The organism is Achromobacter sp. Root83 (genome assembly GCF_001428845.1).
Lineage (GTDB): Bacteria > Pseudomonadota > Gammaproteobacteria > Burkholderiales > Burkholderiaceae_B > Achromobacter.
This window is the reverse complement of the sequence record NZ_LMIU01000008.1, coordinates 71,497-95,884: the sequence shown is the minus strand read 5'-3', so window position 1 is coordinate 95,884 and position 24,388 is coordinate 71,497. Positions and strand designations below refer to the sequence as shown.

General features: G+C 68.5%; 22 protein-coding genes and 1 pseudogene. 9 read left to right on the top strand and 14 right to left on the bottom strand.

The annotated features are described in order from the left end of the window. Nucleotides 1–2: 2 nt before the first annotated feature. On the bottom strand, nt 3–1,448 hold the full coding sequence (locus tag ASE30_RS10220; RefSeq protein WP_057284192.1) for an AlkA N-terminal domain-containing protein: 1,446 nt from the start codon (nt 1,446–1,448) through the stop codon (nt 3–5). Nucleotides 1,449–1,595: 147 nt separating this feature from the next. Between ASE30_RS10220 and ASE30_RS10215 the strand changes: the two genes are divergently transcribed. The 3 genes from ASE30_RS10215 (at nt 1,596) to ASE30_RS10205 (ending at nt 4,446) form a co-directional block, all read left to right on the top strand. Next, the gene (locus ASE30_RS10215) at nt 1,596–2,147 is read left to right on the top strand and encodes a methylated-DNA--[protein]-cysteine S-methyltransferase (protein ID WP_200964425.1); all 552 of its coding nucleotides are present in this window, start codon (nt 1,596–1,598) and stop codon (nt 2,145–2,147) included. Nucleotides 2,148–2,233: 86 nt separating this feature from the next. Then, nucleotides 2,234–3,319 carry a tartrate dehydrogenase gene (locus ASE30_RS10210; RefSeq protein ID WP_057284191.1) on the top strand — a complete coding sequence of 362 codons (1,086 nt, stop codon included), beginning with the start codon at nt 2,234–2,236 and terminating at the stop codon, nt 3,317–3,319. 143 nt (nt 3,320–3,462) lie between these two features. Next, complete coding sequence (locus tag ASE30_RS10205; RefSeq protein ID WP_057284190.1) at nt 3,463–4,446, top strand: tripartite tricarboxylate transporter substrate binding protein; 984 nt, start codon at nt 3,463–3,465, stop codon at nt 4,444–4,446. A 76-nt stretch (nt 4,447–4,522) separates the two neighbouring features. Here the strand turns inward: ASE30_RS10205 and ASE30_RS10200 are convergent, their stop codons facing one another. The 8 genes from ASE30_RS10200 to urtA form a co-directional block, all read right to left on the bottom strand. Next, nucleotides 4,523–5,128, bottom strand: a complete 606-nt coding sequence (locus ASE30_RS10200) for a phosphatase PAP2 family protein (protein ID WP_057284189.1) — start codon at nt 5,126–5,128, stop codon at nt 4,523–4,525. Nucleotides 5,129–5,182: 54 nt separating this feature from the next. Next, entirely contained in the window at nt 5,183–6,730 is a 1,548-nt protein-coding gene (locus ASE30_RS10195) for a PepSY domain-containing protein (protein ID WP_057284324.1), read from the bottom strand. A gap of 117 nt (nt 6,731–6,847) precedes the next feature. After that, nucleotides 6,848–7,255: a DUF2946 domain-containing protein gene (locus ASE30_RS10190; protein ID WP_057284188.1), complete on the bottom strand. Its 408-nt coding sequence runs from the start codon at nt 7,253–7,255 to the stop codon at nt 6,848–6,850. Nucleotides 7,256–7,321: 66 nt separating this feature from the next. Continuing rightward, nucleotides 7,322–8,020, bottom strand: a complete 699-nt coding sequence (urtE, locus tag ASE30_RS10185) for an urea ABC transporter ATP-binding subunit UrtE (RefSeq protein ID WP_057284187.1) — start codon at nt 8,018–8,020, stop codon at nt 7,322–7,324. A 1-nt stretch (nt 8,021) separates the two neighbouring features. Beyond that, nucleotides 8,022–8,861 carry an urea ABC transporter ATP-binding protein UrtD gene (gene urtD / locus ASE30_RS10180; protein ID WP_057284186.1) on the bottom strand — a complete coding sequence of 280 codons (840 nt, stop codon included), beginning with the start codon at nt 8,859–8,861 and terminating at the stop codon, nt 8,022–8,024. Beyond that, nucleotides 8,858–9,985 carry an urea ABC transporter permease subunit UrtC gene (urtC, locus tag ASE30_RS10175; RefSeq protein WP_057284185.1) on the bottom strand — a complete coding sequence of 376 codons (1,128 nt, stop codon included), beginning with the start codon at nt 9,983–9,985 and terminating at the stop codon, nt 8,858–8,860. The genes urtD and urtC overlap by 4 nt, the downstream gene beginning before the upstream one ends. Further along, nucleotides 9,982–11,613: an urea ABC transporter permease subunit UrtB gene (urtB, locus tag ASE30_RS10170; RefSeq protein ID WP_057284184.1), complete on the bottom strand. Its 1,632-nt coding sequence runs from the start codon at nt 11,611–11,613 to the stop codon at nt 9,982–9,984. The genes urtC and urtB overlap by 4 nt, the downstream gene beginning before the upstream one ends. A gap of 14 nt (nt 11,614–11,627) precedes the next feature. Further along, entirely contained in the window at nt 11,628–12,881 is a 1,254-nt protein-coding gene (gene urtA / locus ASE30_RS10165) for an urea ABC transporter substrate-binding protein (protein WP_057284183.1), read from the bottom strand. Between the two features lie 369 nt (nt 12,882–13,250). On the opposite strand from urtA, the gene atzF reads away from it, so the two are divergent. The 3 genes from atzF to ASE30_RS10150 are packed head-to-tail and all read left to right on the top strand — an operon-like array spanning nt 13,251 to nt 19,474. After that, a complete protein-coding gene (atzF, locus tag ASE30_RS10160) occupies nt 13,251–15,083 on the top strand; it encodes an allophanate hydrolase (RefSeq protein ID WP_057284182.1) in 1,833 nt (610 codons plus the stop codon). A gap of 27 nt (nt 15,084–15,110) precedes the next feature. Continuing rightward, on the top strand, nt 15,111–18,749 hold the full coding sequence (gene uca / locus ASE30_RS10155) for an urea carboxylase (RefSeq protein ID WP_057284181.1): 3,639 nt from the start codon (nt 15,111–15,113) through the stop codon (nt 18,747–18,749). Then, entirely contained in the window at nt 18,746–19,474 is a 729-nt protein-coding gene (locus tag ASE30_RS10150) for a GntR family transcriptional regulator (protein ID WP_057284180.1), read from the top strand. The genes uca and ASE30_RS10150 overlap by 4 nt, the downstream gene beginning before the upstream one ends. 16 nt (nt 19,475–19,490) lie before the next feature. On the opposite strand, the gene ASE30_RS10145 is transcribed toward ASE30_RS10150, so the two are convergent. The 4 genes from ASE30_RS10145 to ASE30_RS10130 form a co-directional block, all read right to left on the bottom strand. Then, nucleotides 19,491–20,306 carry an anti-sigma factor gene (locus tag ASE30_RS10145; protein ID WP_057284179.1) on the bottom strand — a complete coding sequence of 272 codons (816 nt, stop codon included), beginning with the start codon at nt 20,304–20,306 and terminating at the stop codon, nt 19,491–19,493. Next, nucleotides 20,303–20,833: an RNA polymerase sigma factor gene (locus ASE30_RS10140; RefSeq protein ID WP_057284178.1), complete on the bottom strand. Its 531-nt coding sequence runs from the start codon at nt 20,831–20,833 to the stop codon at nt 20,303–20,305. Before ASE30_RS10140 ends, ASE30_RS10145 begins: the two co-directional genes overlap by 4 nt. 23 nt (nt 20,834–20,856) lie before the next feature. Further along, complete coding sequence (locus tag ASE30_RS10135; RefSeq protein WP_057284177.1) at nt 20,857–21,225, bottom strand: hypothetical protein; 369 nt, start codon at nt 21,223–21,225, stop codon at nt 20,857–20,859. 94 nt (nt 21,226–21,319) lie between these two features. Further along, complete coding sequence (locus tag ASE30_RS10130) at nt 21,320–21,784, bottom strand: GNAT family N-acetyltransferase (RefSeq protein ID WP_057284323.1); 465 nt, start codon at nt 21,782–21,784, stop codon at nt 21,320–21,322. A 238-nt stretch (nt 21,785–22,022) separates the two neighbouring features. Between ASE30_RS10130 and ASE30_RS10125 the strand changes: the two genes are divergently transcribed. The 3 genes and pseudogenes from ASE30_RS10125 to ASE30_RS29490 all read left to right on the top strand — a co-directional run bounded on the left by ASE30_RS10125 (nt 22,023) and on the right by ASE30_RS29490 (nt 22,943). Further along, entirely contained in the window at nt 22,023–22,310 is a 288-nt protein-coding gene (locus ASE30_RS10125; protein ID WP_057284176.1) for a helix-turn-helix domain-containing protein, read from the top strand. Beyond that, nucleotides 22,307–22,516, top strand: a pseudogene (locus tag ASE30_RS29895) (HipA N-terminal domain-containing protein); the annotation flags it as partial. The gene ASE30_RS10125 and the pseudogene ASE30_RS29895, both read left to right, overlap by 4 nt. A 58-nt stretch (nt 22,517–22,574) precedes the next feature. After that, entirely contained in the window at nt 22,575–22,943 is a 369-nt protein-coding gene (locus ASE30_RS29490; protein WP_235515241.1) for a hypothetical protein, read from the top strand. Here the strand turns inward: ASE30_RS29490 and ASE30_RS10115 are convergent. After that, complete coding sequence (locus ASE30_RS10115) at nt 22,927–24,351, bottom strand: DUF1501 domain-containing protein (protein WP_057284322.1); 1,425 nt, start codon at nt 24,349–24,351, stop codon at nt 22,927–22,929. The two genes, ASE30_RS29490 and ASE30_RS10115, sit on opposite strands and share 17 nt — an antisense overlap. Nucleotides 24,352–24,388: the final 37 nt, after the last annotated feature.

Here is a 24,388-nt window from a genome sequence, read left to right as displayed (position 1 = left end):
GCTCACGCCGCCCACAGGTGCTGCGCCGCATAGGCGCGCCACGGCCGCCAGGGCTCGGACCGGGCCAGCAACTGCGCCGGGTTGTAGGGGCGGGATTCCAGCCGTTCCAGTGCGCGTATCAAGCCGATGTCCGCATTCGGAAACGCGTCTGGCTCGCGCAACTGGCGCAGGGCGATGTACTGCGCCGTCCATTCCCCCACGCCGCGGATCGTGCGCAAGCGCCGCACGGCCTCTTCCAGGCCGCCGGCGGCGTTAAAGAGATGCTTGTCCGCCACGGCCGCCGCGGCGACCGCCGACAGCGTCGCCGCGCGGCTGCGCGGCATGCCCAAAGACGCCAGTTCCGCGGCGGCCACGGCCTCCGGCAGCGGGAACACATGCGTCAGCGCGCCTTCCGGCCGGGCCATCGGCGCGCCATGCGCGGCCACCAGCTTGCCGGCCAGGCGGATGGCGGCAAGCACCGTGATCTGCTGGCCCAGCACGGCGCGCATGGCGAGCTCGAATCCGTCCCAGGCGCCCGGCACGCGCAGGCCCGGCCTGGCCTGGATCAGCCCGGTCATGACGGGATCCTGCGAGAACTGCGCCGCGATGGCGACGGGGTCGCTCGCCAGGTCGAAGACGCGGCGCAGGCGCGCGATGATGGCGGGCAGCGCCTGCAGCCGGGGAAAGCGCACCGTTGCCTGCAGCGCATTGCCGGTGCCCGGCCGCACCGTGACCGTGCCCTGGCCGCCGTCCAGGCAGATGGTGCGCGCATAGGTGTCGTCCGTGACCTGTTCGATGCCGGGAATGGCGCGCAGCCGCAGGAAGTCCAGCATGGCGTCCCAGTCGTAGGGCGGCCGATAGCGCAGCAGCAGCTTGATCTCGCCATGCTGCCCCGCGGACACCTCGGGCTTTTCCGAGCGCCGCAAGGCGCCCGGCGCGCGCCCGAACAGGTCCAGGAATATCTCGTTGAAGCGGCGGATGCTGCCAAAGCCCGCTGCGAAGGCGATCTCGGCCATCGGCAGATGCGTTTCGTGGATGAGCTGCTTGGCCAGCAGTACGCGCCGGGTCTGGGCGACCGCCACGGGCGATGCGCCCAGATGCTGGCGGAACTGGCGCCGTAGCTGCCGTTCCCCCATGCCCAGGCGCTGGGCCAGCGCGTCCACGCCGTCTTCGTCCAGCGCGCCCAGTTCGATCAGTTGCAGCGCGCGCGCAACGCCGGCCGGCAGTTCGTGCCCGGGGCCGAGCTCGGGCGCCGTTTCGGGACGGCAGCGCAGGCACGGGTGGAAGCCGGCCTCCTGCGCGGCCGCGGCGGTGGCGTAGAACGCGACGTTCTTCGATAGGGGAGTGCGCGCCGGGCAGACCGGGCGGCAATAGATGCGCGTGGTCTTGACGGCCGTGAAGAAGCGGCCGTCGTAGCGGGCGTCGCGCACTTGGATGGCGCTGTAGCAGGCGTCGTGGTTCAGGTCCATGCGCCGATACTAACGCCGGCTGCCGGGCGGGATCTAGCGGTTTTCGGACATCAATGCGACATGCACAACCTTGTCCGAAAAGCGCCAGCGCGGGCCGCCCAAGCGCGTCTATAGTGGCGCGGATCCCTACCACCAGGAGCAGGCGCCATGCCGGTTCAATCCTTCGCGCTTGAACGCGTGCCCACCCCCATCGGGCTGATGCTCGTTCTGACCGATGCGCAGCAACGCCTGCGCGCCGTGGATTGGCAGGACTTCGAGGCGCGCATGCATACGCTGCTGCGCCGCCAGTACGGCAGGGACGCCGTGGCGCTGCGGGACGCGGTCCAGCCTTCCACGGCGCGCCGCCGTTTGGAGGCCTATTTCGACGGCGACGTCGCGGCCATCGCGGACCTGCCCGTCGCGCTGGGCGGCACGGATTTCCAGCGTCAGGTCTGGCAGGCGCTGCGAGGCATTGAAAGCGGCAGCACCGTCAGCTACGGCGCCCTGGCCGCGCGCATCTCGCGGCCCACGGCCGTGCGCGCGGTCGGCCTGGCCAACGGCGCGAACCCCGTGGGCATCGTGGTCCCGTGCCATCGGGTGATCGGCGCCAACGCCTCGCTGACCGGCTACGGCGGCGGCCTGCACCGCAAACGCTGGCTGCTGGAGCACGAAGCCACGTGGCAAACGGCCCAGACCGCCGGACTTTCAACTAGAAGTTGAAGATGTTGTGAATTTTCGGGCGGGCGCGGGCCCGGCCGCTGGGTACAGTGCCAGCAGACCTCAATCAGCAAGGAGCGCTGGCCGCCATGAAAACCTATCGCATCGCAACCATACCCGGCGACGGCATCGGCAAGGAAGTGATTCCGGCCGGGCAGCGCGTCATGCAAGAGCTTGCCAAGCAGGGCGGCCTGCGCTTCGAATTCCAGAATTTCGATTGGGGCGGCGACTACTACCGCCAGCATGGCGCGATGATGCCGGCCGATGGCCTGGACGCGCTGCGCGACAAGGATGCCATCCTGTTCGGCTCGGCGGGCGACCCCGACATTCCCGATCACATCACGCTGTGGGGCCTGCGGCTGAAGATCTGCCAAGGTTTCGACCAGTACGCCAACGTGCGTCCCACCCGCATCCTGCCCGGCATCGACGCGCCCCTCAAGCGCTGCACGCCCGAACAGCTTGACTGGGTGATCGTGCGCGAGAACTCCGAGGGCGAGTACTCGGGCGTGGGCGGGCGCGTGCATCAGGGCCATCCCATCGAAGCCGCGACCGACGTGTCCATCATGACCCGCGCCGGCGTCGAGCGCATTCTGCGCTTCGCATTCAAGCTTGCGCAGTCCCGGCCGCGCAAGCTGCTGACGGTGGTGACCAAGTCCAACGCGCAGCGCCACGCCATGGTGATGTGGGACGAGATCGCGGTGCAGGTCAGCCGCGAATTTCCCGACGTGACCTGGGACAAGGAACTGGTCGACGCGGCCACGGCGCGCATGGTCAACCGGCCCGCGACGCTGGATACCATCGTGGCCACCAATCTGCACGCCGACATCCTAAGCGACCTGGCCGCGGCGCTGGCGGGCAGCCTGGGCATCGCGCCCACCGGCAACATCGATCCCGAGCGCCGCTATCCGTCCATGTTCGAGCCGATCCACGGGTCCGCCTTCGACATCATGGGTAAGGGCCTGGCGAATCCGGTGGGTACGTTCTGGTCGGTGGTCATGCTGCTGGAGCACCTGGGCGAAACGCAAGCCGCCGCCCGTCTCATGCAAGCCATCGAAAGCGTGACCGCCGATCCCTCCCTGCACACGGGCGACCTCGGCGGCAGCGCGAACACCGAACAGGTCACCGCCGCGGTCTGCGCCAGGCTGGCGTCATTGGCGCAGGCCAAGGCCGCCTAGGCGCGGCGCGCGCAGGGACGCCAGACGCCCCTGCGCGCAGCCAGGCGGCGCACACCGGAACCAGGCACAGGGGCGTCAGACCCCGGGCTGGTTCCGGGCAACAGAAGAAGAAGCGAAGTCCATTCGTATACCGGAGACAAACCATGCACAAGAAAGCGATTACCGCGCGCGCCCTGGCGTTCGCCTGCCTGCTCGGACTGCCCTTCGCGGGGGGCGGCGCGCTGGCGCAGTCCTACCCCGCGCGGCCGATCAACCTGGTCGTGCCGTTTCCGGCCGGCGGCACCACGGATGTGCTGGCGCGGGCGTTGGGGCAGGAACTGTCCAAAAGCCTGGGCCAGCCCGTGGTGGTGGAGAACAAGCCGGGCGCGGGATCCACGCTGGGCGCGGACTACGTGGCCAAGGCGGCGCCGGACGGTTATACGCTGCTGATGGGCGCGGTGCATCACACCATCGCCACCAGCGTCTACAAGAACCTGCACTACGACTTCCAGAAGGACTTCGCGCCGGTGACCACGGTGGCGCTGGTGCCCAACGTGCTGGTGGTCAACCCCAGGCTGGACGCCAAGGACGTGAAGTCGCTGCTGAAGCTGGCGCAGGCAGCGCCGGGCAAGCTGACTTATGGCTCCAACGGCATGGGCACGGGCCAGCACCTGATCGGCGCGCAGTTCGAGCGCGCCGGGCATGTCCAACTGCTGCACGTGCCCTACAAGGGCAGCGGCCCGCTGACGACCGACTTGTTGGGCGGGCAGATCGACATGTCCTTCGACACCATCACGCCGGTGCTTGCGCACATCCAGAGCGGCAAGCTGCGGGCGCTGGCCGTCACCACCAACCAGCGTTCGGCCGCGCTGCCGGACGTGCCCACGATGGAAGAAGCCGGCCTGAAGCCCTTCAACATGGGCACCTGGTTCGGCGTGCTCGCGCCGGCGGCGGCGCCCAAGGACGTGGTGGACCGGCTGAACGCCGAGATGGTGAAGATCATCCGGTCGCCGGACTTCTCGCGGCGCATGGCGGAGATCGGCGCCGTGCCCATCGGCGATTCGCCTGCCGAAATGCAGGCGCGCATCGGCGCGGATACCGAGAACTACGCCAAGCTGGTCAAGGAAGCAAAGGTCGCGATCAACTGAGCGCGGCGCGGCCGGCAGACTCGGCGCAACGTCGGCACAGGCTCGGCGCAACCCCGGCACGACCCGCGCTAACGGTTCACGCGCGGATCCATCCGCGCGCGATAGGCAGGGCCAGCGCCTTGCGGTACAGGCCCTGCGCCGCCGTGGTCAGCGGCTGGCCCGCGCGGCGCCATGGCGGAATGGTCAATGCGGCGGCCAGGGGCGCCAGCGCCAGTCCGCCCAGGATGTCCAGCGGGAAGTGCACGCCCAGGTAGACGCGCGCCGTGCCGGCCACGGCCGCCCCTGCAAACGCCAGCCAGCCCCAGCCCGCCCAGCGCCGGTCCAGCACCAGCGCGAATGCGAACGTGGCGATGATGATGGTGTGGTTGCTGGGGAACGAGGACGTCGCCTTGTGCGGGAAAAAGGCGTGCCCCAGCCCGATGGCGAATGGCCGCGGATGCGGCCACAGCGCGCCGATCAGATAGCTGGCGGCAAGCGCCACCGCAATGCTGGCCAGCGCCTTGAGCATCAGGCTGCGTTGCGGTTCGCCGCCCCACAGCCACACGCCGGCCAGCACGCCCGGCACCAGCAGGATCAGCTTGTTGGCCGCCAGCAGGGCGCCATGGATCCGCCATGCCGGCGTGGCGGAGTCGGCGTTGATCAGCAGAAACAGGGAATGGTTGCAGCTTTCCAGAAAATCCATGACATGTCATCGCGTAGCAGTAATTCACTGCCGCGATGGTAGCGGGCGTACCCGTCAGTTACCTTGCAAAGCGCGCAGTTTCCTGCCCAGCCGCCGCCAGCCGATCACGACACCCGTCAGGCTCAGCGCCGCGCCGCCCAGGCTCAGGAAGATCAGCAGGGCGTCCCACAGCGGCCGCCGAGTCAGCAGGGCGGTCCAGTCCCAGCTATGCAGGAACGCGAACAGCCAGCGGCCGGCGCGGGTGCTGCGGTCCTGGCGGTCCAGAATCTGGCCGGTCTTGGGATCCAGATAGACCCAGGTCGCCTGCGGGTTGTCGTAGACCAGGCGCCAGACTGGCAAGGGCTTTTCGACGTGCCCCATCATCGCGTGTTCGTCGCGGGCGTAATAGTAGATGTCGTAGTCGCGCAGAACCTGCGTTTGCGTGAGGTGCGCGCCGGGCACCAGCGCGGCCGCCGCGCCGCGCAGCACGCCCTCGTCCAGGACCTCGGGCCGAGCCGCCGTCGCGGACAGCACATGCGTCGCGCCCGATGCGCCGCGCGCCCGCACCAGCTCCTGGCCCGCCGCCCGCGCCCAGCGCAATTCCATGGGAGGCGACGGCAGGGCGGCGATCAAGGCCCGGGGAGGCGCCAGGGGATCGGCGCCCGCCGGCCCGGCGTAGGCGGACCGGGCCAGCGGGGCGGCGGAGCTGGTGAAGAGTTTCCAGGGATTCATCGACATCAGCCCGCTGAAGATCCAGGTGATGGTGATTGCCGCGAACAGCAGGCCGCTGATGTGATGCCAGCGCATCATGCTGTCGCGGTAAGGCGAGCGGCTGCCGCTGGCGTACGGCCGCGGGAAGCGCCAGCGCAGGATGCCAACGATCGTGCCCGTCAACGCCACCACCACACCGGCGATGGACAGCCATACGACGATGTCGTGCCACCAGGGATCCAGCGCGGTTCCCCGGAACGGATACAACCAGTGGATCCACGCGCCCGCGTAGTTCCAGGCGCGCTCGGCGCGGGTGGCGTCCAGCACCACCGCGCCGGTGGAGGATGAAATATAGAGGCGGGTATGCGCGGGGTCACCCATGTCCACGCGATGCAGAGGGCGGTGCGCGTCCAGCGCGCGGGAATGCGTGTAGACATCCTCGATCACGGTGCTTCGATAGCGCGAGGCGTACTGTCCGCCGAACCACGCGTCGCCGGTGGCCTGCGCGACGGCCGCGTCGGCGGCGGGCAGTAACGCGCCGGTGACGGCGTCCACGACCTTGGGCGCCTGGCCGTGGGCGGCCGGCACCTCGTACACCGGGGCGCCGCCGCGCGTGGCGGCCAGGACCAGGTCCGGCGAGCCGTCCACCCCCGCGGCCGCCAGCGCCTGGGCGGGCGTGACGGCGATGCGGGCGGCGTCCAGCGGCGCCAGGTGCGACAGGCGCTCGTGGGCCGTGAGCTTCGGATAGCCCACGTACATCATCACCACGCCCGAGATGAACCACATGGCGAAGAACAGGCACAGCACGACGCCCGCCCAGCGGTGGGTCAGGTAGAGCCAGCGCTTGGCGCGCGCGGCGAGCGGCGGCCGGGAGGGCGGGACGGATGAACGACGGGCGGCGGGGATAGGCATGGGCATTCGGGTCTGACGTGGCGGCGCAGGACAGCGCGCGCGGGGCGCGCGGGCGATGCGTGGCGATCGGAAGGCGGCGGCGGGCGCGCGGGTGGCGCCCGGCCGCGCGGGGCGGCGTCAGACCGTTGGAGGGGCACGCGGCTGGGCCGCGCTCCAGGCGTGCAGGGGCTGGCCCGCGCTGAAGAACAGCGGCGGATAGCCGATGGCGCGGGCCGCGGGGGCCGGCAGCACGGGCACGGAGGCGGGAAGGATGCCGACGCCGGTTTGCGGATTGCGGCACAGCGGGCAGTGGTGGCCGTCCTCGTGGGAACCTGCATGCCCGCCGCCGCGATCGTCCTGGCGGACGTCCAGCGTCAGCGTGGATTCCCCCGCGCTTGCGCAATAGTCGACGCTGATGCGCTGGAGGTGATCGCCCTGGGGATTCAGGCTCAGGGCCTGTGCAAGCGACGGCGCCAGCGATGCCCACAGGATCGCGGCAAGCGCGAGCCACAAGCAGGGGCGGGTCAGGAAGGACGCGGGGCACATGGCCGCCGATTATATCGGAGCAGGCTGGCGCCGCCGCATCGGCAGCAGCGGCCGGACGCGTGCGCGCTACACCGACAGGTGCCGGCGCACGTCCTCGCCTTCGATGGCGTCGCGTCCGCCGCTGGCCACGACTTCGCCGCGCGACAGCACCACGAACTGGTCCGCCAGTTCGCGCGCGAAATCGAAGTACTGCTCGCACAGCAGGATGGCGATGTCGCCGCGTTCGCGCAGCATGTGGATGACGCGCGCGATGTCCTTGATGATGGACGGCTGGATGCCTTCGGTGGGTTCGTCCAGGATGATGAGCTTGGGCTCGGCCACCAGCGCCCGCGCAATCGCCAACTGCTGTTGCTGCCCGCCGGACAGGTCGCCGCCGCGGCGCGACAGCATGCTCTTCAACACGGGGAACAGCTCGAAGACCTCTTCCTTGATGCGGCGCGCGCGGGCCGCGGGCTTGGTGGCCATGCCCATCAGGATGTTCTCTTCCACCGTCAGCCGTGCGAAGATGTCGCGGCCCTGGGGCACATAGGCCATGCCGCGCGCGGCGCGCTGGTGCGGCGCCAGGCGCGTGATGTCCGCGCCGTCGAAGGCGATGCCGCCGCGCGCCACGGGCAGCACGCCCATCACGCACTTGAGCAGCGTGGTCTTGCCCACGCCGTTGCGGCCCAGCAGTGCCAGGCATTCGCCCTGCCTGACGGACAGCGACACGCCGCGCAGGGTGTGGCTGCCGCCGTAGTATTGGTCGATCGTGCTTACGTCCAGCATGTCAGCGTCCCAGATAGACTTCGATCACGCGCGGGTCGGCCTGGACCTTGCTCATCGGTCCTTCGGCCAGCACCGAGCCCTCGTGCAGCACGGTGACCTTGCCGTCGCCCGCGATCTGGTTGACGAAGTCCATGTCGTGCTCCACCACCATCAGGGAATGGCGTCCGCGCAATTCGTTCAGCAGTTCGCCGGTGCGTTCGGTCTCGGCGTCGGTCATGCCGGCGACGGGCTCGTCCAGCAGCAATAACCGCGGCTCCTGCATCAGCAGCATGCCGATCTCCAGCCACTGCTTCTGGCCGTGCGATAGCAGCCCGGCGGGCCGCCAAACCTCGGGCCGCAGGCGGATCAGGTCCAGCGTTTCGCCGATCCGGTCGGCCTGTTCGCCGGTCAGGCGCGAGAACAGCGTGGGCCGCACCCGCTTGTCCGTCTTCATCGCCAGCTCCAGGTTTTCGAACACGGTGTGCTGTTCGAATACCGTGGGCCGCTGGAACTTGCGGCCGATGCCGGCGTGCGCGATCTGGGCCTCGTTCAGCGTCGTCAGGTCGATGCTCTGGCCGAAGTAGGCCGTGCCCGCCGTGGGCCGCGTCTTGCCCGTGATCACGTCCATCATCGTGGTCTTGCCCGCGCCGTTGGGGCCGATGACGCAGCGCAGCTCTCCCACGCCGATGTCCAGCGTCAGGTCATTGAGCGCCTTGAACCCGTCGAAGCTGACCGTGATGCCTTCCAGGTACAGGATGGCGCCGTGGCTGGTGTCCAGGCCCTGGGGGCTGACGCGGCCGTAGCCGGCGTCGCCGCTCGGGCCGCCGTCCAGCATGGCGGATTCGGTATGCGTGGTCGTCATGCCTTTTTCTCCTGGATGCGGGCCGCGATGCGGCGGGCCAGGCCGACGATGCCCGTGGGCAGGAACAGGGTCACCAGCACGAAGATCAGGCCCAGCGCATACAGCCAGAACTCCGGAAGCACGCTGGTGAACCAGGTCTTCAGGCCGTTCACCGCGCCCGCGCCGATGATGGGGCCGACCAGCGTGCCGCGTCCGCCCGTGGCCACCCAGATCACCATTTCGATCGAGGTCTCGGTGGACATCTCGCTGGGGTTGATGATGCCCACCTGCGGCACGTACAGCGCGCCCGCGATGCCGCACAGCACGGCCGACAGGGTCCACACGAACAGCTTGAATCCCAGCGGGTCGTAGCCGATGAAGCGCAGGCGGCTCTCGGCGTCGCGCACGGCGGTCAGCACGCGGCCCAGCTTGCTTTGCGTGACCATGCGCGCCAGGATCAGCGCACCGGCCAGCGCGGCCAGCGTGACCCAGTACAGCGTGGCGCGCGTGCCCGGCGCGGTGATGTCGAACCCCAGGATGCGCTTGAAATCGGTGAAGCCGTTATTGCCGCCAAAGCCCGTGTCGTTGCGAAAAAACAGCAGCATGGCGGCGAACGTCAGCGCCTGTGTGATGATCGAAAAATACACGCCCTTGATACGCGAGCGGAAGGCGAAGTAGCCGAACACGAAAGCCAGCACGCCCGGCACCAGCACCACCAGCAGCATGGCGTACCAGAAGTGCTCGGTGTAGGACCAGTACCAGGGGTAGCTTTTCCAGTCCAGGAACACCATGAAGTCCGGCAGGTCGCTCTGGTAGACGCCGTCGCGGCCGATGGCGCGCATCAGGTACATGCCGTGGGCATAGCCGCCCAGCGCGAAGAAGAGCCCGTGGCCCAGCGACAGGATGCCGGCGTAGCCCCACACCAGGTCGAGCGCCAGCGCCGCCATGGCGTAGCACATGAACTTGCCCAGCAGGGCTACCGCGTAGGCCGACACATGCAGGGCATGGCCGGGCGGAAACACCAGGTTCAGCAGCGGCAGCAAGGCCAGCAGGGCGACGGCCACGGCCAGCCCCGTCCACACCCGGCCCGAGAACAGGGGGCGGCGGGCCAGCAGGTTCAGATCGGTCAGCGCGGTCTGTTTCATTCGACGCTCCGGCCGCGGGGGGCGAACAGGCCTTGCGGCCGCTTTTGGACGAACAGCACGATGAGCACCAGGATGGTGATCTTGGCCATGACGGCTCCCGCGTAAGGCTCCAGGAATTTATTGACGCCGCCCAGGCCCAGCGCGGCGATGACGGTGCCGGCCAACTGGCCCACGCCGCCCAGCACCACCACCATGAACGAATCCACGATGTAGCCGCGGCCCAGGTCGGGGCCCACGTTGCCAAGCTGGGACAGCGCCACGCCCGCCAGCCCGGCGATGCCGGACCCCAGCCCGAAGGCCAGCATGTCGACGCGGCCGGTAGGCACGCCCACACAGTCGGCCATGCGGCGGTTCTGCGTGATGGCGCGCACGAACAGGCCCAGCCGCGTGTGGTTCAGCAGCGCCCACACCAGGAACACCACGAAGAACGCGAAGCCGATGATGACAAGGCGGTTGTAAGTCAGCACCAGCCCGCCCAGCACGGTGACGCCGCCCGACATCCAGCTTGGGTTGCCCACTTCCACGTTCTGCGCGCCGAACAGCGTGCGCACCCCCTGCATCAGCATCAGGCTGATGCCCCAGGTGGCCAGCAGCGTCTCCAATGGACGGCCATAGAGCCAGCGGATGACGGTGCGTTCCAGCGCCATGCCCACCAGCGCGGTCACCACGAAGGCCAGGGGCAGGGCGGCCACCACGTACCAGTCCAGCCAGCCCGGCAGCCAGGAACGGAACAGCGTCTGCACCACATAGGTCACGTAGGCGCCGATCATCAGCAGTTCGCCGTGCGCCATGTTGATGACGCCCATCAGGCCGAAGGTGATGGCCAGGCCCAGCGCCGCCAGCAGCAGCACGCTGCCCAGGCTGACGCCGTAAAAGAGATTGCCGGCCCATTCGATCGTGGCCAGATGCCGGTCGATCTGCTTGAGCGCACGGGCGGCGGCGTCGCGCACGCCGGCGTCGGGTTCGGCGTAGACACCATCGCGTTCCTGCGTCAACGCGGCCAGCGTGGGGCGGAATGCGGCATTGCTTGTGGCGCCCAGCAGCTCCACCGCGTGGAGCCGCTTGGCGGGGTCGGTGCTTTTCAATTCCAGATTGGCCTGCGCGATCAGCAGCGCGTCGCGCACGGCCTCGTTCTTTTCGGATGCCAGCGCTTTTTCCAGCATTGGCAGGCGCGCGGGGTCGCCTGTCTGCTGCAGCCGCCGCGCGGCGTCCAGGCGCTCGCCGGGCTTGTCGGAGAACAGGCGCGAGCCCGCCAGCGCGGCCTCGATGGCGCGGCGCAGGCGGTTGTTGATGGAGACGGTGCCCGCACCGGCGGGCAGGTCCACGGTGGCCCCGGTCGCGGGGTCGGTGGCGCGCGCGCCGCCGTCTCCAATCAGCAGGCGGCCATCGTCGGTTGCGTAGAGCTGGTCGTTGCCCAGCGCCTGCAGCACCGCGGCCGCGCCCGGATCGGGAAGCTGGCCCAGCGCGGCAATCGCTTGCAGCTTGGCGCCCGTGTCGTCGCCGGCCAGCGGCGCAAGCAGGGATGGGTCCACGCCGGCCGCCGCCGCGGGGGCGGACAGCATCGGCATGGCCACCAGCCACGCAAGAAGAAGACGACACAGGAAGTGTGCGATTGCCGCGATGCGCATGGCTGCCCTTTCCTTTAGAGGCCTTGCTTGCCTTCGTTACCCGGGATGTACGGGCTCCAGGGCTGGGCGCGGATCGGGCCCTTGCTCTTCCACACCACGTTGAACTGGCCGTCCGCCTTGATCTCGCCGATGTAGACGGGCTTGTGCAGGTGGTGGTTGGTCTTGTCCATTTCGATGGTGTAGCCGTCGGGCGCGCTGAACTTCTGGCCGCCCATGTTCGCGATCACCTTGTCCACGTCCGTGGTCTTGGCCTGTTCCACGGCCTGCTTCCACATGTGGATGCCGATGTAGGTGGCTTCCATCGGATCGTTCGTCACGACCGTGTTGGCGTTGGGCAGGTTCTTGGCCTTGGCGTAGGCCTTCCACTTCGCGATGAACGCTTCGTTGACGGGGTTCTTGACGGACTGGAAGTAGTTCCAGGCCGCCAGGTGGCCCACCAGCGGCTTCGTGTCCACGCCCCGCAGTTCCTCTTCGCCCACCGAGAACGCCACGACCGGCACGTCCGTGGCCTTCAGGCCCGCATTGCCCAGTTCCTTGTAGAAGGGCACGTTGGAGTCGCCGTTGATGGTGGAGATGACGGCCGTCTTGCCGCCCGTGGCGAACTTCTTGATGTTGGCCACGATGGTCTGGTAGTCGGAATGGCCGAACGGCGTGTAGACCTCGTCGATGTCACTGTCCTTCACGCCCTTGGAATGCAGGAAGGCGCGCAGGATCTTGTTGGTGGTGCGGGGGTAGACGTAGTCGGTGCCCAGCAGCACGAAGCGCTTGGCCCCGCCGCCGTCTTCGCTCATCAGGTATTCCACCGCGGGAATGGCTTGCTGGTTGGGCGCGGCGCCCGTGTAGAACACGTTTTTCTCAAGCTCTTCGCCTTCGTATTGCACGGGGTAGAAGAGCAGGCCGTTCAGTTCCTTGAACACCGGCAGCACGGACTTGCGCGATACCGACGTCCAGCAGCCGAAGACCACCGCCACCTTGTCCTGCGACAGGAGCTGGCGCGACTTCTCCGCAAACAGCGGCCAGTTCGACGCGGGATCCACGATCACGGCCTCGAGCTTCTTGCCCATCACGCCGCCATTGGCGTTGATCTCTTCAATGGTCATCAGCGCAACGTCCTTGAGCGACGTTTCCGAGATGGCCATGGTGCCCGACAGGGAATGCAGGATGCCGACCTTGATGGTGTCGTCGGCGGCGTACACCTGCGGCATCCAGCCGGACATGGCCAACAGGCTCATGGCGGTCAGTTGCTTAAGGGCTAGTCTGCGTTTCATGGTGACTCCTGGATGGAATGTGCCGGTTTGGCCGGCGAGAACGGTCTGAACAACACCCGACAACATGGACGTCAAAGCAAAAGGCGTGCCAAGTTGTGCGCAGCGCGGGGCCGCCGTATGAAGAGGGGGTGTTTACGCGAATGCGCATGGGCGCGGCGATGCGGCGCGGGGTGGATCGAAACGGTGCCGCATGCACAAAACAGGTGCGCGATGCGCCCGCTTGCGGTGCGGGATGCGAAGCGCCCATGAGCGGGGAAACGCTGTTTGCCCCGGTTTTGCGGCGGCGGCAGAGGGAAGACACCGCGGGCGTCCAACATGGCACGCCGATTGCTTGGGTATCCGTACTTGTATACAAGAAAGGATTCCAGCATGAATGCCGCAGCAACGCAGAAGAGCCCCACGGGTTGGACGATCGCGCAGTGGCAGGCCGCCTACCGCGACGGGGCGCAGCCCGAGGCGCTGTTGGCCGGCTTCGCCGCCGCGCCGGCGAGCCCCGCTGACAACGCCTGGATACGGCGCGTCGACCGCGCCGGGCTGGACGAGCAGCTCGACGGCCTGCGCCTGCTGCTGGCCGCCGCCGGCGGCGACCTCTCGCGCCTGCCGCTGTATGGCGTGCCCTTCGCCATCAAGGACAACATCGACGCGGCCGGCTGGCCCACCACCGCCGCCTGCCCCGAGTTTGCCTACACTCCGGACGAGGACGCGACGGTCGTGCGGCGCCTGCGCGCAGCCGGCGCCATCCTGGTCGGCAAGACCAATCTGGATCAGTTCGCCACCGGCCTCGTGGGCACGCGCTCGCCGCACGGCGCGGTGGCCAACACGTTCAATCCCGCGTATGTCAGCGGCGGCTCCAGTTCCGGATCCGCATCGGTGGTTGCGCGCGGCATGGCGGCGTTTTCGCTGGGCACGGATACCGCGGGTTCGGGCCGCGTGCCCGCGGGCTTCAACAACATCGTGGGCCTGAAGCCCACCAAGGGCTGGCTCAGCACGGCGGGCGTGGTGCCCGCGTGCCGCACGTTGGACTGCGTGTCGATCTTCGCGCTGACCGTGGACGATGCCGAACGGGTAGCCCTGGTTGCCAGCAGCTTCGACGAACGCGATCCCTATTCGCGGCCGATGCCCCCGGGGGCCTGCTTGCCGTGGCCCAAGGCGCCCCGGCTGGCCATACCCGCCTCGCTGGAATTCTTCGGCGATGCGCAAGCCGCCGCCGTGTTCGACGACGCCGTGCGCGCGCTGCGGGCGGACGGCGCGCGGGTCGAGGCCATCGACTTCGCGCCGTTCAATGAGTTGGCCGCGTTGCTGTACCAGGGGCCGTGGGTGGCCGAACGCTTTGCCGCCGTGGAAGCCTTGTGGAAGGAACAACCGGACGCCATCAACCCCGTGGTGCGCGGCATTGTGGAGCAGGCCGCCAACTACAGCGCGCTGGACGCATTCAAGGCCGAATACCGCCGCGCCGAGCTGACCCGCCGGATTCATCAGGCGCTTGAGGGCTTCGACGCACTGGTCGTGCCGACCTCGCCTTCCATCTACACCATCGCCCAGTTGCAAGCCGATCCCGTCACGCTGAATTCACGTCTGGGCGTGTACACCAACTTTGCCAATCTGGCTGACCTGTCCGCGCTGGCGGTGCCTGCCGGCATGCGTGCCGACGGCCTGCCCTCGGGCATCACGCTGATCGGGCTGGCATGGCAGGACCGCGCGCTGGCCCAGTTCGGCAAGCGCTGGCAGGCGCGCCGAGGTTTGCCGCTGGGCGCCACGGGCGAGCCGCTGCCGCCGGTGGCCGCCGATAACGCGCCCCCCGCAGACACCGTGCGCGTGGCGGTCGTGGGCGCGCACCTGACGGGCATGCCGCTGAACCATCAACTGACCTCGCGCTACGCGGCGTTCGTGGAAAAGACGTCGACCGCCGGCGACTACCGGCTCTACGCCCTGGCCAACACCACGCCGCCCAAGCCCGGCCTGGTGAAGTCGGACAGCGGCGCGCCCATCGAGGTCGAACTGTGGGACGTGCCGGTCACGGCCTTCGGCGCCTTCGTGGCCGAGATCCCGGCGCCGCTGGGAATCGGCACGCTCGAGCTGGCGGACGGCCGCCTCGTCAAGGGTTTCATCTGCGAGCCGCGGGGCCTGGAAGGCGCGCGGGACATCACCGCCTTCGGCGGCTGGCGCGCCTATCTGGCCAGCCTGAACGCCACCCCCCGATAACCCCGACAGACACCAGGGAGTCGCATCGTGTTCGATACCGTTCTGATTGCAAACCGCGGCGAAATCGCTGTCCGCGCCATCCGCACCCTCAAGCGCCTGGGCATCCGCAGCGTGGCCGTCTATTCCGACCCGGACCGCAACGCCGCGCATGTGCGCGAGGCCGACGCGGCCGTCGCCCTGGGCGGCGAGAAGGCGGCCGACAGCTACCTGCGCATGGACCTGCTGCTGGCCGCCGCCCGCGAACACGGCGCGCAGGCGATCTATCCCGGCTACGGCTTCCTGTCCGAGAGCGCGGAGTTCGCCGACGCCTGCGAAGCCGCGGGCATCGCCTTCGTCGGCCCCACGCCCTTGCAGATCCGCGAGTTCGGCCTGAAGCACCGCTCGCGCGAGCTTGCCGCCGAGGCCGGCGTGCCGATGACGCCGGGCACCGGGCTGCTGTCCAGCCTGGGAGAGGCGCTTTCGCAGGCCGAGCGCATCGGCTATCCGGTGATGTTGAAGAGCACGGCGGGCGGCGGCGGCATCGGCCTGTCACGCTGCGACAGCGAGGCCGAGTTGACGGTGGCGTTCGACAGCGTGCAGCGCATGGGCGAACACTTCTTCCGCGATGGCGGCGCATTCATCGAACGCTATGTGGATAACGCGCGGCACGTCGAGGTGCAGATCTTCGGCGATGGCGCGGGACGCGTGCTGGCGCTGGGCGAACGCGATTGCTCGGTGCAGCGGCGCAACCAGAAGGTCATCGAAGAAACCCCGGCGCCCTTGCTGCCGGCCGCCACGCGCGCCGCGCTGCTCGACGCCGCCGTCAAGCTGGGCGAGTCCGTGAACTACCGGTCGGCTGGCACGGTGGAATTCATCTACGACCCGGCGCGCGACAGCTTCTACTTCCTGGAGGTCAACACGCGCCTGCAGGTCGAGCATCCCGTGACCGAAGCCGTGACCGGCCTGGACCTGGTGGAATGCATGCTGCGCGTGGCCGCGGGCGAACCGCTGGACTATGCGGCCATGTCGCGCGCCCCGCAAGGCGCGTCGATCGAGGTGCGGCTGTATGCCGAGGACCCGCTGCGCCAGTTCCAGCCCTCGCCGGGCGTGCTGACCGAGGTGTCGTTTCCGGATGGCGTGCGGGTGGACGGCTGGGTGGCGACGGGCACGGACGTGCCCGCGTTCTATGACCCGATGCTGGCCAAGCTGATCGTGCACGCGGATACGCGTGAGGCCGCGCTGGACAAGCTGGCCGACGCCCTGGACCGCACGCGGCTGCACGGCATCGCCACCAACCTGGACTACCTGCGCCAGATCGTCGCCGACGAGCGCTTTCGCGCCGGCCAGCTTTCCACGCGTTTCCTGGACAGCTTCCAATACCGCCCCGCCGCGATCGAGGTGCTGGAAGCCGGCACCTACACCAGCGTGCAGGACTATCCCGGGCGCACTGGGTATTGGGACATCGGCGTGCCGCCTTCCGGCCCGATGGACGATTACGCCTTCCGCATCGCCAACCGCATCGTGGGCAACGCGCCGGATGCCGCCGGCATCGAGGCCACGCTGGTCGGCCCCACGCTGCGCTTTCACGGCGATGCCATTGTCGCGCTGACTGGCGCGGCCTGCGCGGCCACGCTGGACGGCGAGCCGGTGCCGATGTGGCAGCCGGTTCCGGTGCGCTCGGGCCAGGTGCTGGCCACCGGCCGCGCGCTGTCGGGGTGCCGCAGCTATCTGGCCGTGCGCAATGGACTGGACGTGCCGGTCTACCTGGGCAGCCGTTCCACCTTTGCGCTGGGCCAGTTCGGCGGCCACGCCGGCCGCACCCTGCGCGTGGGCGACATGCTGCCCGTGGTGCGCCCGGAACTGGCGGACAACGCGGCGGCGCAGCCCTTGACGCAACCGCAGGCCGCGCCCGCCGAGTTGATTCCCGAATACGGCAGCGCCTGGCAGATCGGCGTGCTGTACGGCCCACACGGCGCGCCGGACTTCTTCCAGCCCGAAGCCATCGACGCCTTCTTCGCGGCGGACTGGGAAGTCCACTACAACTCGAACCGCCTGGGCGTGCGCCTGATCGGCCCCAAGCCCACCTGGGCGCGCGAGAACGGCGGCGAGGCGGGCCTGCATCCGTCCAACATCCACGACTGCGAATACGCCATCGGCAGCATCAACTTCACGGGCGACAGCCCGGTGATCCTGACGCGCGACGGTCCCAGTCTTGGCGGATTCGTGTGCCCCGTCACCATCGCCGGCGCGGAATTGTGGAAGGTGGGGCAGGTCAAGCCCGGCGACCGCATCCGCTTCGTGCGCATCGATTATCCGAAGGCCGTGGCGCTGGAAGCCGCGCAGGACCGCAGCGTGGCCGATCTGTCGGCGGCGGCACCGGCCGCGACCGCCCCAGCTCCCGTGCCCGCCACCTTGTCCGAAACCATCGTCGCGGCGCTGCCGCCCGAGGGCGCGCGGCCGTCGGTGTCCTACCGGCAGGCGGGCGACGGCTACCTGCTGCTGGAATATGGCGACAACGTGCTGGACCTGGCGCTGCGCATGCGCATCCACCTGCTGATGGAAGCGCTGAACGCCGACCCGATAGCCGGGGTCCAGGAGCTGTCGCCGGGGGTGCGCTCGCTGCAGATTCGCTACGACAGCCGCATCATCCTGCAAGGCGCGCTGATCGCGCGCCTGCTGGAGATCGAAGCGGGTCTCGCCGACGTGGCCACGCTCAAGGTGCCGACCCGCGTCGTGTACCTGCCCATGGCCTTCGAGGACTCCGCCACGCTGGGCGCGGTGCAGCGCTATCAGGAAACCGTGCGCGCCAGCGCGCCGTGGCTGCCGAACAATGTGGACTTCATCCAGCGCATCAACGGGCTGGACGAGCGCGGCGACGTCAGCCGCATCGTGTTCGACGCCAGCTATCTCATCATGGGCCTGGGCGACGTCTACCTGGGCGCGCCTTGCGCGGTGCCGATCGATCCGCGCCATCGCCTGCTGACCTCCAAGTACAACCCCGCGCGCACCTACACGGCCGAAGGCACGGTGGGCATCGGCGGCGTGTACATGTGCATCTACGGCATGGACTCGCCCGGCGGCTACCAGCTCGTGGGCCGCACGCTGCCCATCTGGAACAAGTTCCTGAAGAACCCCGTGTTCCAGGACGGCAAGCCCTGGCTGCTGCGCTTTTTCGACCAGGTGCGTTTCTATCCCGTCTCGGAAGCCGAACTGGACGTGCTGCGTGAGGACTTCCGCGAAGGCCGGGCCACGGTGCGCATCGAAGAGGAAGTGTTCGACTTCGCGGCCCACGGGCGCTTTCTGGCCGAGCAGGCGGACAGTATCGCGGCGTTCCAGGCGCGCCAGAAGACGGCCTTCGACGCCGAGGTGGCGCTGTGGAAGACCGAGGACGTGGTGGTGGAGCCGCCCCAGGCTGAGCCCGAGGCCGAGACCGCGTTGCGCGAAGGCGAGCGCCTGGTCAGCGCCGACATGTGCGGCAATGTCTGGAAGATTCCGGTCCAGGTGGGGCAGAGCGTGTCGGCCGGCGACACGCTGGTGGTGGTGGAGGCCATGAAGATGGAGCTGTCCGTCATCGCCCCGGCGGCGGGCACGGTGACTGCGATCCGCTGCGTGCCGGGCAAGCCGGTGAACGCGGGCGATCCGCTGGTTGTGATGGCCGAAGACGCCACCTGCGCCGTGACCGGATGATGCGGCTGGAATCCGTGCAGGCCGGTCCAGCGCTGCGCCCTGCGCCGGCGCTGGCCGGCTCGCTGGCCGATCAGGTCTACCAGCGCATCAAGGAAGACCTGTTCGACTTCCGCATGCTACCCGGCGACCGCTTCACCGAGGCCGACCTGGTGGCGCGGCTGGGCGTGAGCCGCACGCCGGTGCGGCTGGGTCTGGCGCGGCTGGAGCGCGAAGGTTTCGTGCTGGCGCGGCCGCGCAGCGGCTGGCAGGTGCGGCCCTTCGATTTCGAGCGCTTTGAAGCGCTGTACGACGTGCGGGTGGTGTTGGAGCAGGCGGCGGTGGACAAGCTGTGCGCCCGCGAGCGCATGGATCAGACCGGCATACTTGGCGCGCTGACCGACGTGTGGCTGGTGCCGCCGCCGCAGCGCATCCTGGACGGCCGTTTGGTGGCGCAGCTTGACGAGGCCTTCCATTGTTCGCTGGTGGCGGCCGCCGGCAATCCGGAGATGACGCAGATCCACCGCGACGTGACCGAAAAGATACGCATCGTGCGGCGGCTGGATTTCACCAAGGACTTCCGCGTGGACGCCACCTACGACGAGCACGCGGCCATTCTGCGCGCGGTGCTGGCGCGGCGCGCCGACGAGGCGGCGCGCATGCTGCGGTCCCATATTGAAATGAGCAAGGCCGAGGTGCGCAAGATCACCCTGCACATGCTGCACGAAGCGCGCGCAAGCGCCGGTTGATCACGGTATCTGGGCGCTAGCCCTGCAGTTGCCGATAGACCTCTTGCGACACCCGCTGCAGTTCATCGCGGCTGACGGCGCCCGACAGCGCGTAGCCGAACTGCCCCTCGACCCAATAGAACACGCGCACCGGGCCCTCCTGCGTGAACTGGAAGGCGTTTTGCCCGCCGGCGGCTTCGCGGGTGACGTACAGGGTCAGACGCTGGCCGTCGGCCGCGCCGTACATGAACTGCGCGACCGGCCCCGCGCCGCCCGGCAGCAGGCGTCCGCCCATCAGCTCGTAACCCGCTTGCGACAGCGACGGCGCGCGCACGGGCGCGCCCATGCGCTTGGTCAGCCACGTCACCAGCGCTTTCTCGTTGTCGCCGCTGACCTCCACGGGGCGGCCCATGTCGGGTGCATAGACCGCGTGGGCGATGGCGGCGCGCTGGGCGTAGCCGCCCGCGGCGCGGTCCGGGCTGGCGGTGGCCAGCACGGATTGCAGATGGCGCGCGTCCATGGCGCCGCGCGCGACCCAGGCCGCGCTGGCGCTGACCACGGCCACCGCCACGCTGGCGGCCAGCGCGCGCCATGGCCATGGCCGCGCGGGCGCCTTGAGCGGCAGGCGCAGCGGCAAAGGCTCGTCCAGCACCGGGTCCAGCAACGCGTGCAGCGCCCGCCGTTGTTCCTTCCAGTCGTCCACGCGGGTCTGGTCCTGCGGATGGGCGGCAAGAAAGGCCGCGACCTCGGCATGGCGCGCGGCCGGCAACTGGCCGTCCGCGTAGCCATGCAGATCGGCTTCGGTGATGGGGGTGCCGGCGGTGGGAACCGGAGTCAGGCGTTTGTCGTTCATGGCATTTCACGCGGGGTGGGAACAGGCCTTAGCCGTCTGGCCGTGTCGCGGCCCTGCATCAGCGCACCAAGTTTTTCGCGGGCGCGCGACAGGCGCGACATGACGGTGCCGATGGGCACCGACAATATCCGGGCGGTCTCCTGGTAGGTCAGGTCTTCCACGCATATCAGCAGCAGGATCTCGCGCTGTTCGGCAGGCAGGGCCTGCAGGCAGCGGTCCAGGTCGCGGACTTCGAGCTGGTCGGTCTGGGTGGCGCGCACCGGGACGTCGGGCAGGTCGCCCGGAGCCGTCTGGTCGGTCCGCCGGCTGGCGGCGCGCACGCCGTCGATGAAATGGTTGTGCATGATGCCGAACATCCAGGCCCGCAGCTCACCGCGCCGTTGCCAGCGGGAGTAGCGGGTCCATGCGCGCTCCAGGGTGTCCTGGACCAGGTCGTCGGCCCGGTGCGGGTCGCCCGTCAGCCCGCGGGCGTAACGCCGCAGGCTGGGGATGCAGGCCAGGATCAGGGCTTCGTCTTCGGCGCGCATGGTCTGAACGGGAGCCGTCCGTATCAGGGCTTGACGACGTGCCAGATTTCCTTGAAGTTGTCGCCGGTCTTGTCGCCCGGCTTGGTGTCCTTGGTGAACAGATAGAGCGGCTTGCCCTTGTAAGCCCATTGCTTGGAGCCGTCGTCGCGAGTGATGACCGTCAGGTCGCCCATGGGCTTGGCATCGGCGGCGGCCATGACGGGCGGCCAGGCCTTGGCGCACTGGTCGACGCAGACGCTCTTGCCCGCGGAGTCCTTGTCGAAGGTGTACAGGGTCATGCCGGCGCTGTTGACCAGGATGCCGTCCTGGGTCTTGACGGCCTGGGCGTGGGCGCCGGCCGAGAACAGGGCGGCGCAGGCGAGAGCCAGGGCCGCGGCGGTGTGTTTGCGCATGTTTTGCCTCGTAGGTGGGAAAGGGGGGACTGCCCTCTACGGACGCTTGCCGGCACCGCGTTATTCCCGCGGCGCCGAAATAAATCGCAGAGGCTCAGCCAGCCGGCCGGACGGCGCCGGGCTCGTAACGCATTTCATGCTCCAGCTCGGTCTCCTTGACAGGGGTGAAGCCCAGCGCCTCATACAGCCGCCGGGCGGGGTTGCCTTTGAGCACGTTCAGCGTGACCGGCGCGCCTTCCGCGTCCGCCTGATCCAGCACGCCGGCCAGCAGCCGGCGGCCCAGCCCCTGGCCCTGGAAGCCGGGGTCGATCTGGATCTGGACGATACGCCAGCCGGCCGCGTCGCGGTAATGCTTGAACAGCCCGGCCGGCCTGCCGTTCAGCCAGACGATCTGCGCGTCGTCGAAATGGTGGTGGATGCGGGCAAGATGATGCTCGTCATCCAGCGGCGCGCCCGCGCGCCGCAGATGCTCGGTCATGGTGGACTTGCGCAAGGACAGCAGGAACGGCAGGTCGTCTTCGGTGGCGGGCTGCAACGCCAGTTCGGGAGAGAGGCTCATGTTGCGTAGGGAGAGGAAAGGGGGAAATACTTGCTCGGCCGCGTTGCGGGCCTGATGCATAGGGTTATAGATCGGTTGCGAGGGCCTGGGCTAGTGGCACGCCCGTAAAAACGGGGCGCCACCTGCGATCAAGAAATGCGCCACTGACCGGAATTCACGAATTACATGAGCGGTTTACTTCTCAAATTGTTCGTTTAACGGTAAATTGACACGTAGACTTCACTTTTAATGGCTGGAAATGGACTCCCTTTCCAAGGATCCCCTGATCGAGGCGCTAATCAAGGCGCGTCGTGAGCGCAAGTTCACGCAGGCCCACCTCGCGGAACTGGCGGGGATCAGCCGCCGCGCACTCGTGGCGATCGAAGGGGGCGGCGACTGCAATCTGTCGACCCTGCGTCGCCTTCTTCGAGCCTTGGACCTGGAGATGAAACTGATCCCGGCGGAGTACTCCCCTCCCACGCTGGAAGACGTTCTTGCCGAGAACGAAATGGCGTATCAGCGCCCGCCGGGAAGGAATAAGCCATGACGCTGGATGTTTACGTGCAAGGACAGCGGGGCGGGGTATTGGACCAGACCGGAATCACGTCCTTTGTCTTCACCTACTTGCCAGATACGGCAAAGGAGCTGGCGGTCTCGCTATTGATGCCGCCGCGCACGGAAAGCTGGACCAGCCCGTTTCTTTTTCCTGTGTTCCAGGTCTCTTTGCCGGAAGGGGCGCTGCGACTAACACTCGAACGGTTCTTCGCGAAGACTGGTGTACGAGGGCGGCAAGATTCCAACGTTGGCGCCCGTGTACGACATGCTGACGATGGCGATCTATGCGCCCCGCGACAACCACGGCGACGCGAACGATGGCATGGCGCTCACCCTGGGAGGGACGAAGCGCTGGCCCACGGCCGATGCCTTGCGACGACTAGGGCAAGTATGCGACGTTGCACCGGCCAAACAGAAGCAATGGCGAAAGCGTCTTGGAAAAGCGCTACTGAAGACCGCCGGGATCGTGCTCGAATTTCAGCTATCCAACGAGCCACATGGATTTGGACCCGATGCCGCCAGGATGCTCGAACTATGGTCGCATGGCATGAAGCCCGTCGATGAGGCGATCGCGAAAAAACTGATGGACTGCGCCAGATCCGTTGCGCCTAAGCCGGCGCGCTGACGGGGTCAGGCGCCAGAATTTCCAGCGGCTCCGGCCCGAAATGCCGGAGATTCGGAAACACCATCCGCAGATCGTCGCGGCTGGCTCCGAACCACGTCCCCAGCGAGGCCCCCAGCTGGTCCACCGCCGTGGTGGGCAGCAGGCGGCCGTTGTCGACGAAGCCCGGGCCGTTCGGCGCAATCTCGGGATGGGTGCCGTAGCAGCGTCCGCCCTGGACCGCCCCGCCCAGCACGAAATGATGCGAGCCCCAGCCGTGGTCCGAGCCGTTGCCGTTGGACCCCAGGGTCCGGCCGAATTCCGACGCCGTGAACGTGGTGACCTGCTCGGCCACGCCCATTGCCGACAGGGCTTGCTGGAACGACGCCAGCGCCTGTCCCAATTCCCGCAGCAGTGCCGGGTGCGTGTCATTCAGGCCGGTATGGTTGTCGTAGCCGTTCTGCGATACGAAGAACACCTGGCGGCGCGCGCCCAGCGCTTGGCGGGCGCCGATGATGCGGGCCACGATCTTGAGCTGCTGGGCCAGCGGCGAAGCGAAGTCCCCGGGTACGGCCACGCCCGCCAGCGCGGCGCGCAGCCGCACGTCGGCGTCGATGGACTGCGCGGCGATGCGCGACATCTCGCGCTCCATCAGATGCTCGCGCGGCTGCGTGATCAGCTCGCGCAGCAGGGCGGTGCAGGCGCTGGATCCGTACATGTCGCGATGCAGCATGTCGATCTGCGTTGACCCATTGATGCCCACGCGGTAGCCCGCCACCTTGCGGCCCGCCAGCAGCACGGTGCTGCCGCCGGCCGTGATGCCGGTGAAGGTGCGCTGCGCGTTGGCGCCCGCGAACAGATCCGTCAGCCGGCCGGCCCAGCCGGACGACGCGCCCTCCGGCGCCAGCGCCTGCCAGTACGATTGCTGGTCGTTGTGCGAAAACAGCTTGGGCGGCAGCGGCACGCGGGCGCCGATGTATTCCGCCTTGGTCGTGGGAACGACCAGCGGCCCTACGTTCAGCAGCGCGGCCATGTCGCCGCGCTCGTAGAGCGGGGCCAGCGGCGCCAGCGCGGGCGCCAGCGCGAATTGCATTCCGCCCGGTGCGTCCGCCTTGCCGCGCAATGCCGTGGCGCGCAGCGCGTCGCGGGGCAGGGCGATGTCGCCGCGCGCCGCGGCATAGGCCCGGTATGAGGACGGGTCGTAAGGCACCAGCGTGTTGTAGGGATCGTTGCCGCCATACAGAAAGACGCAGACCAGCGCCTTGTACGACGGCGGGGCGGACTGCGCCGCGGCGGCGCCGATGGCGGCCAGATTCAGCGCCAGCGGCGTGGCCGCGCCGGTCGCGCCCAGCGCGCAGGCGCGCAACAGGAAGGCGCGGCGGTCGATACCGCGGCGGTCGACACCGCGGCGGTCGAAACCGCGGGCCTCCATATCGCGGCAATCGACACCGAAGAGGCCGGGATCGCAA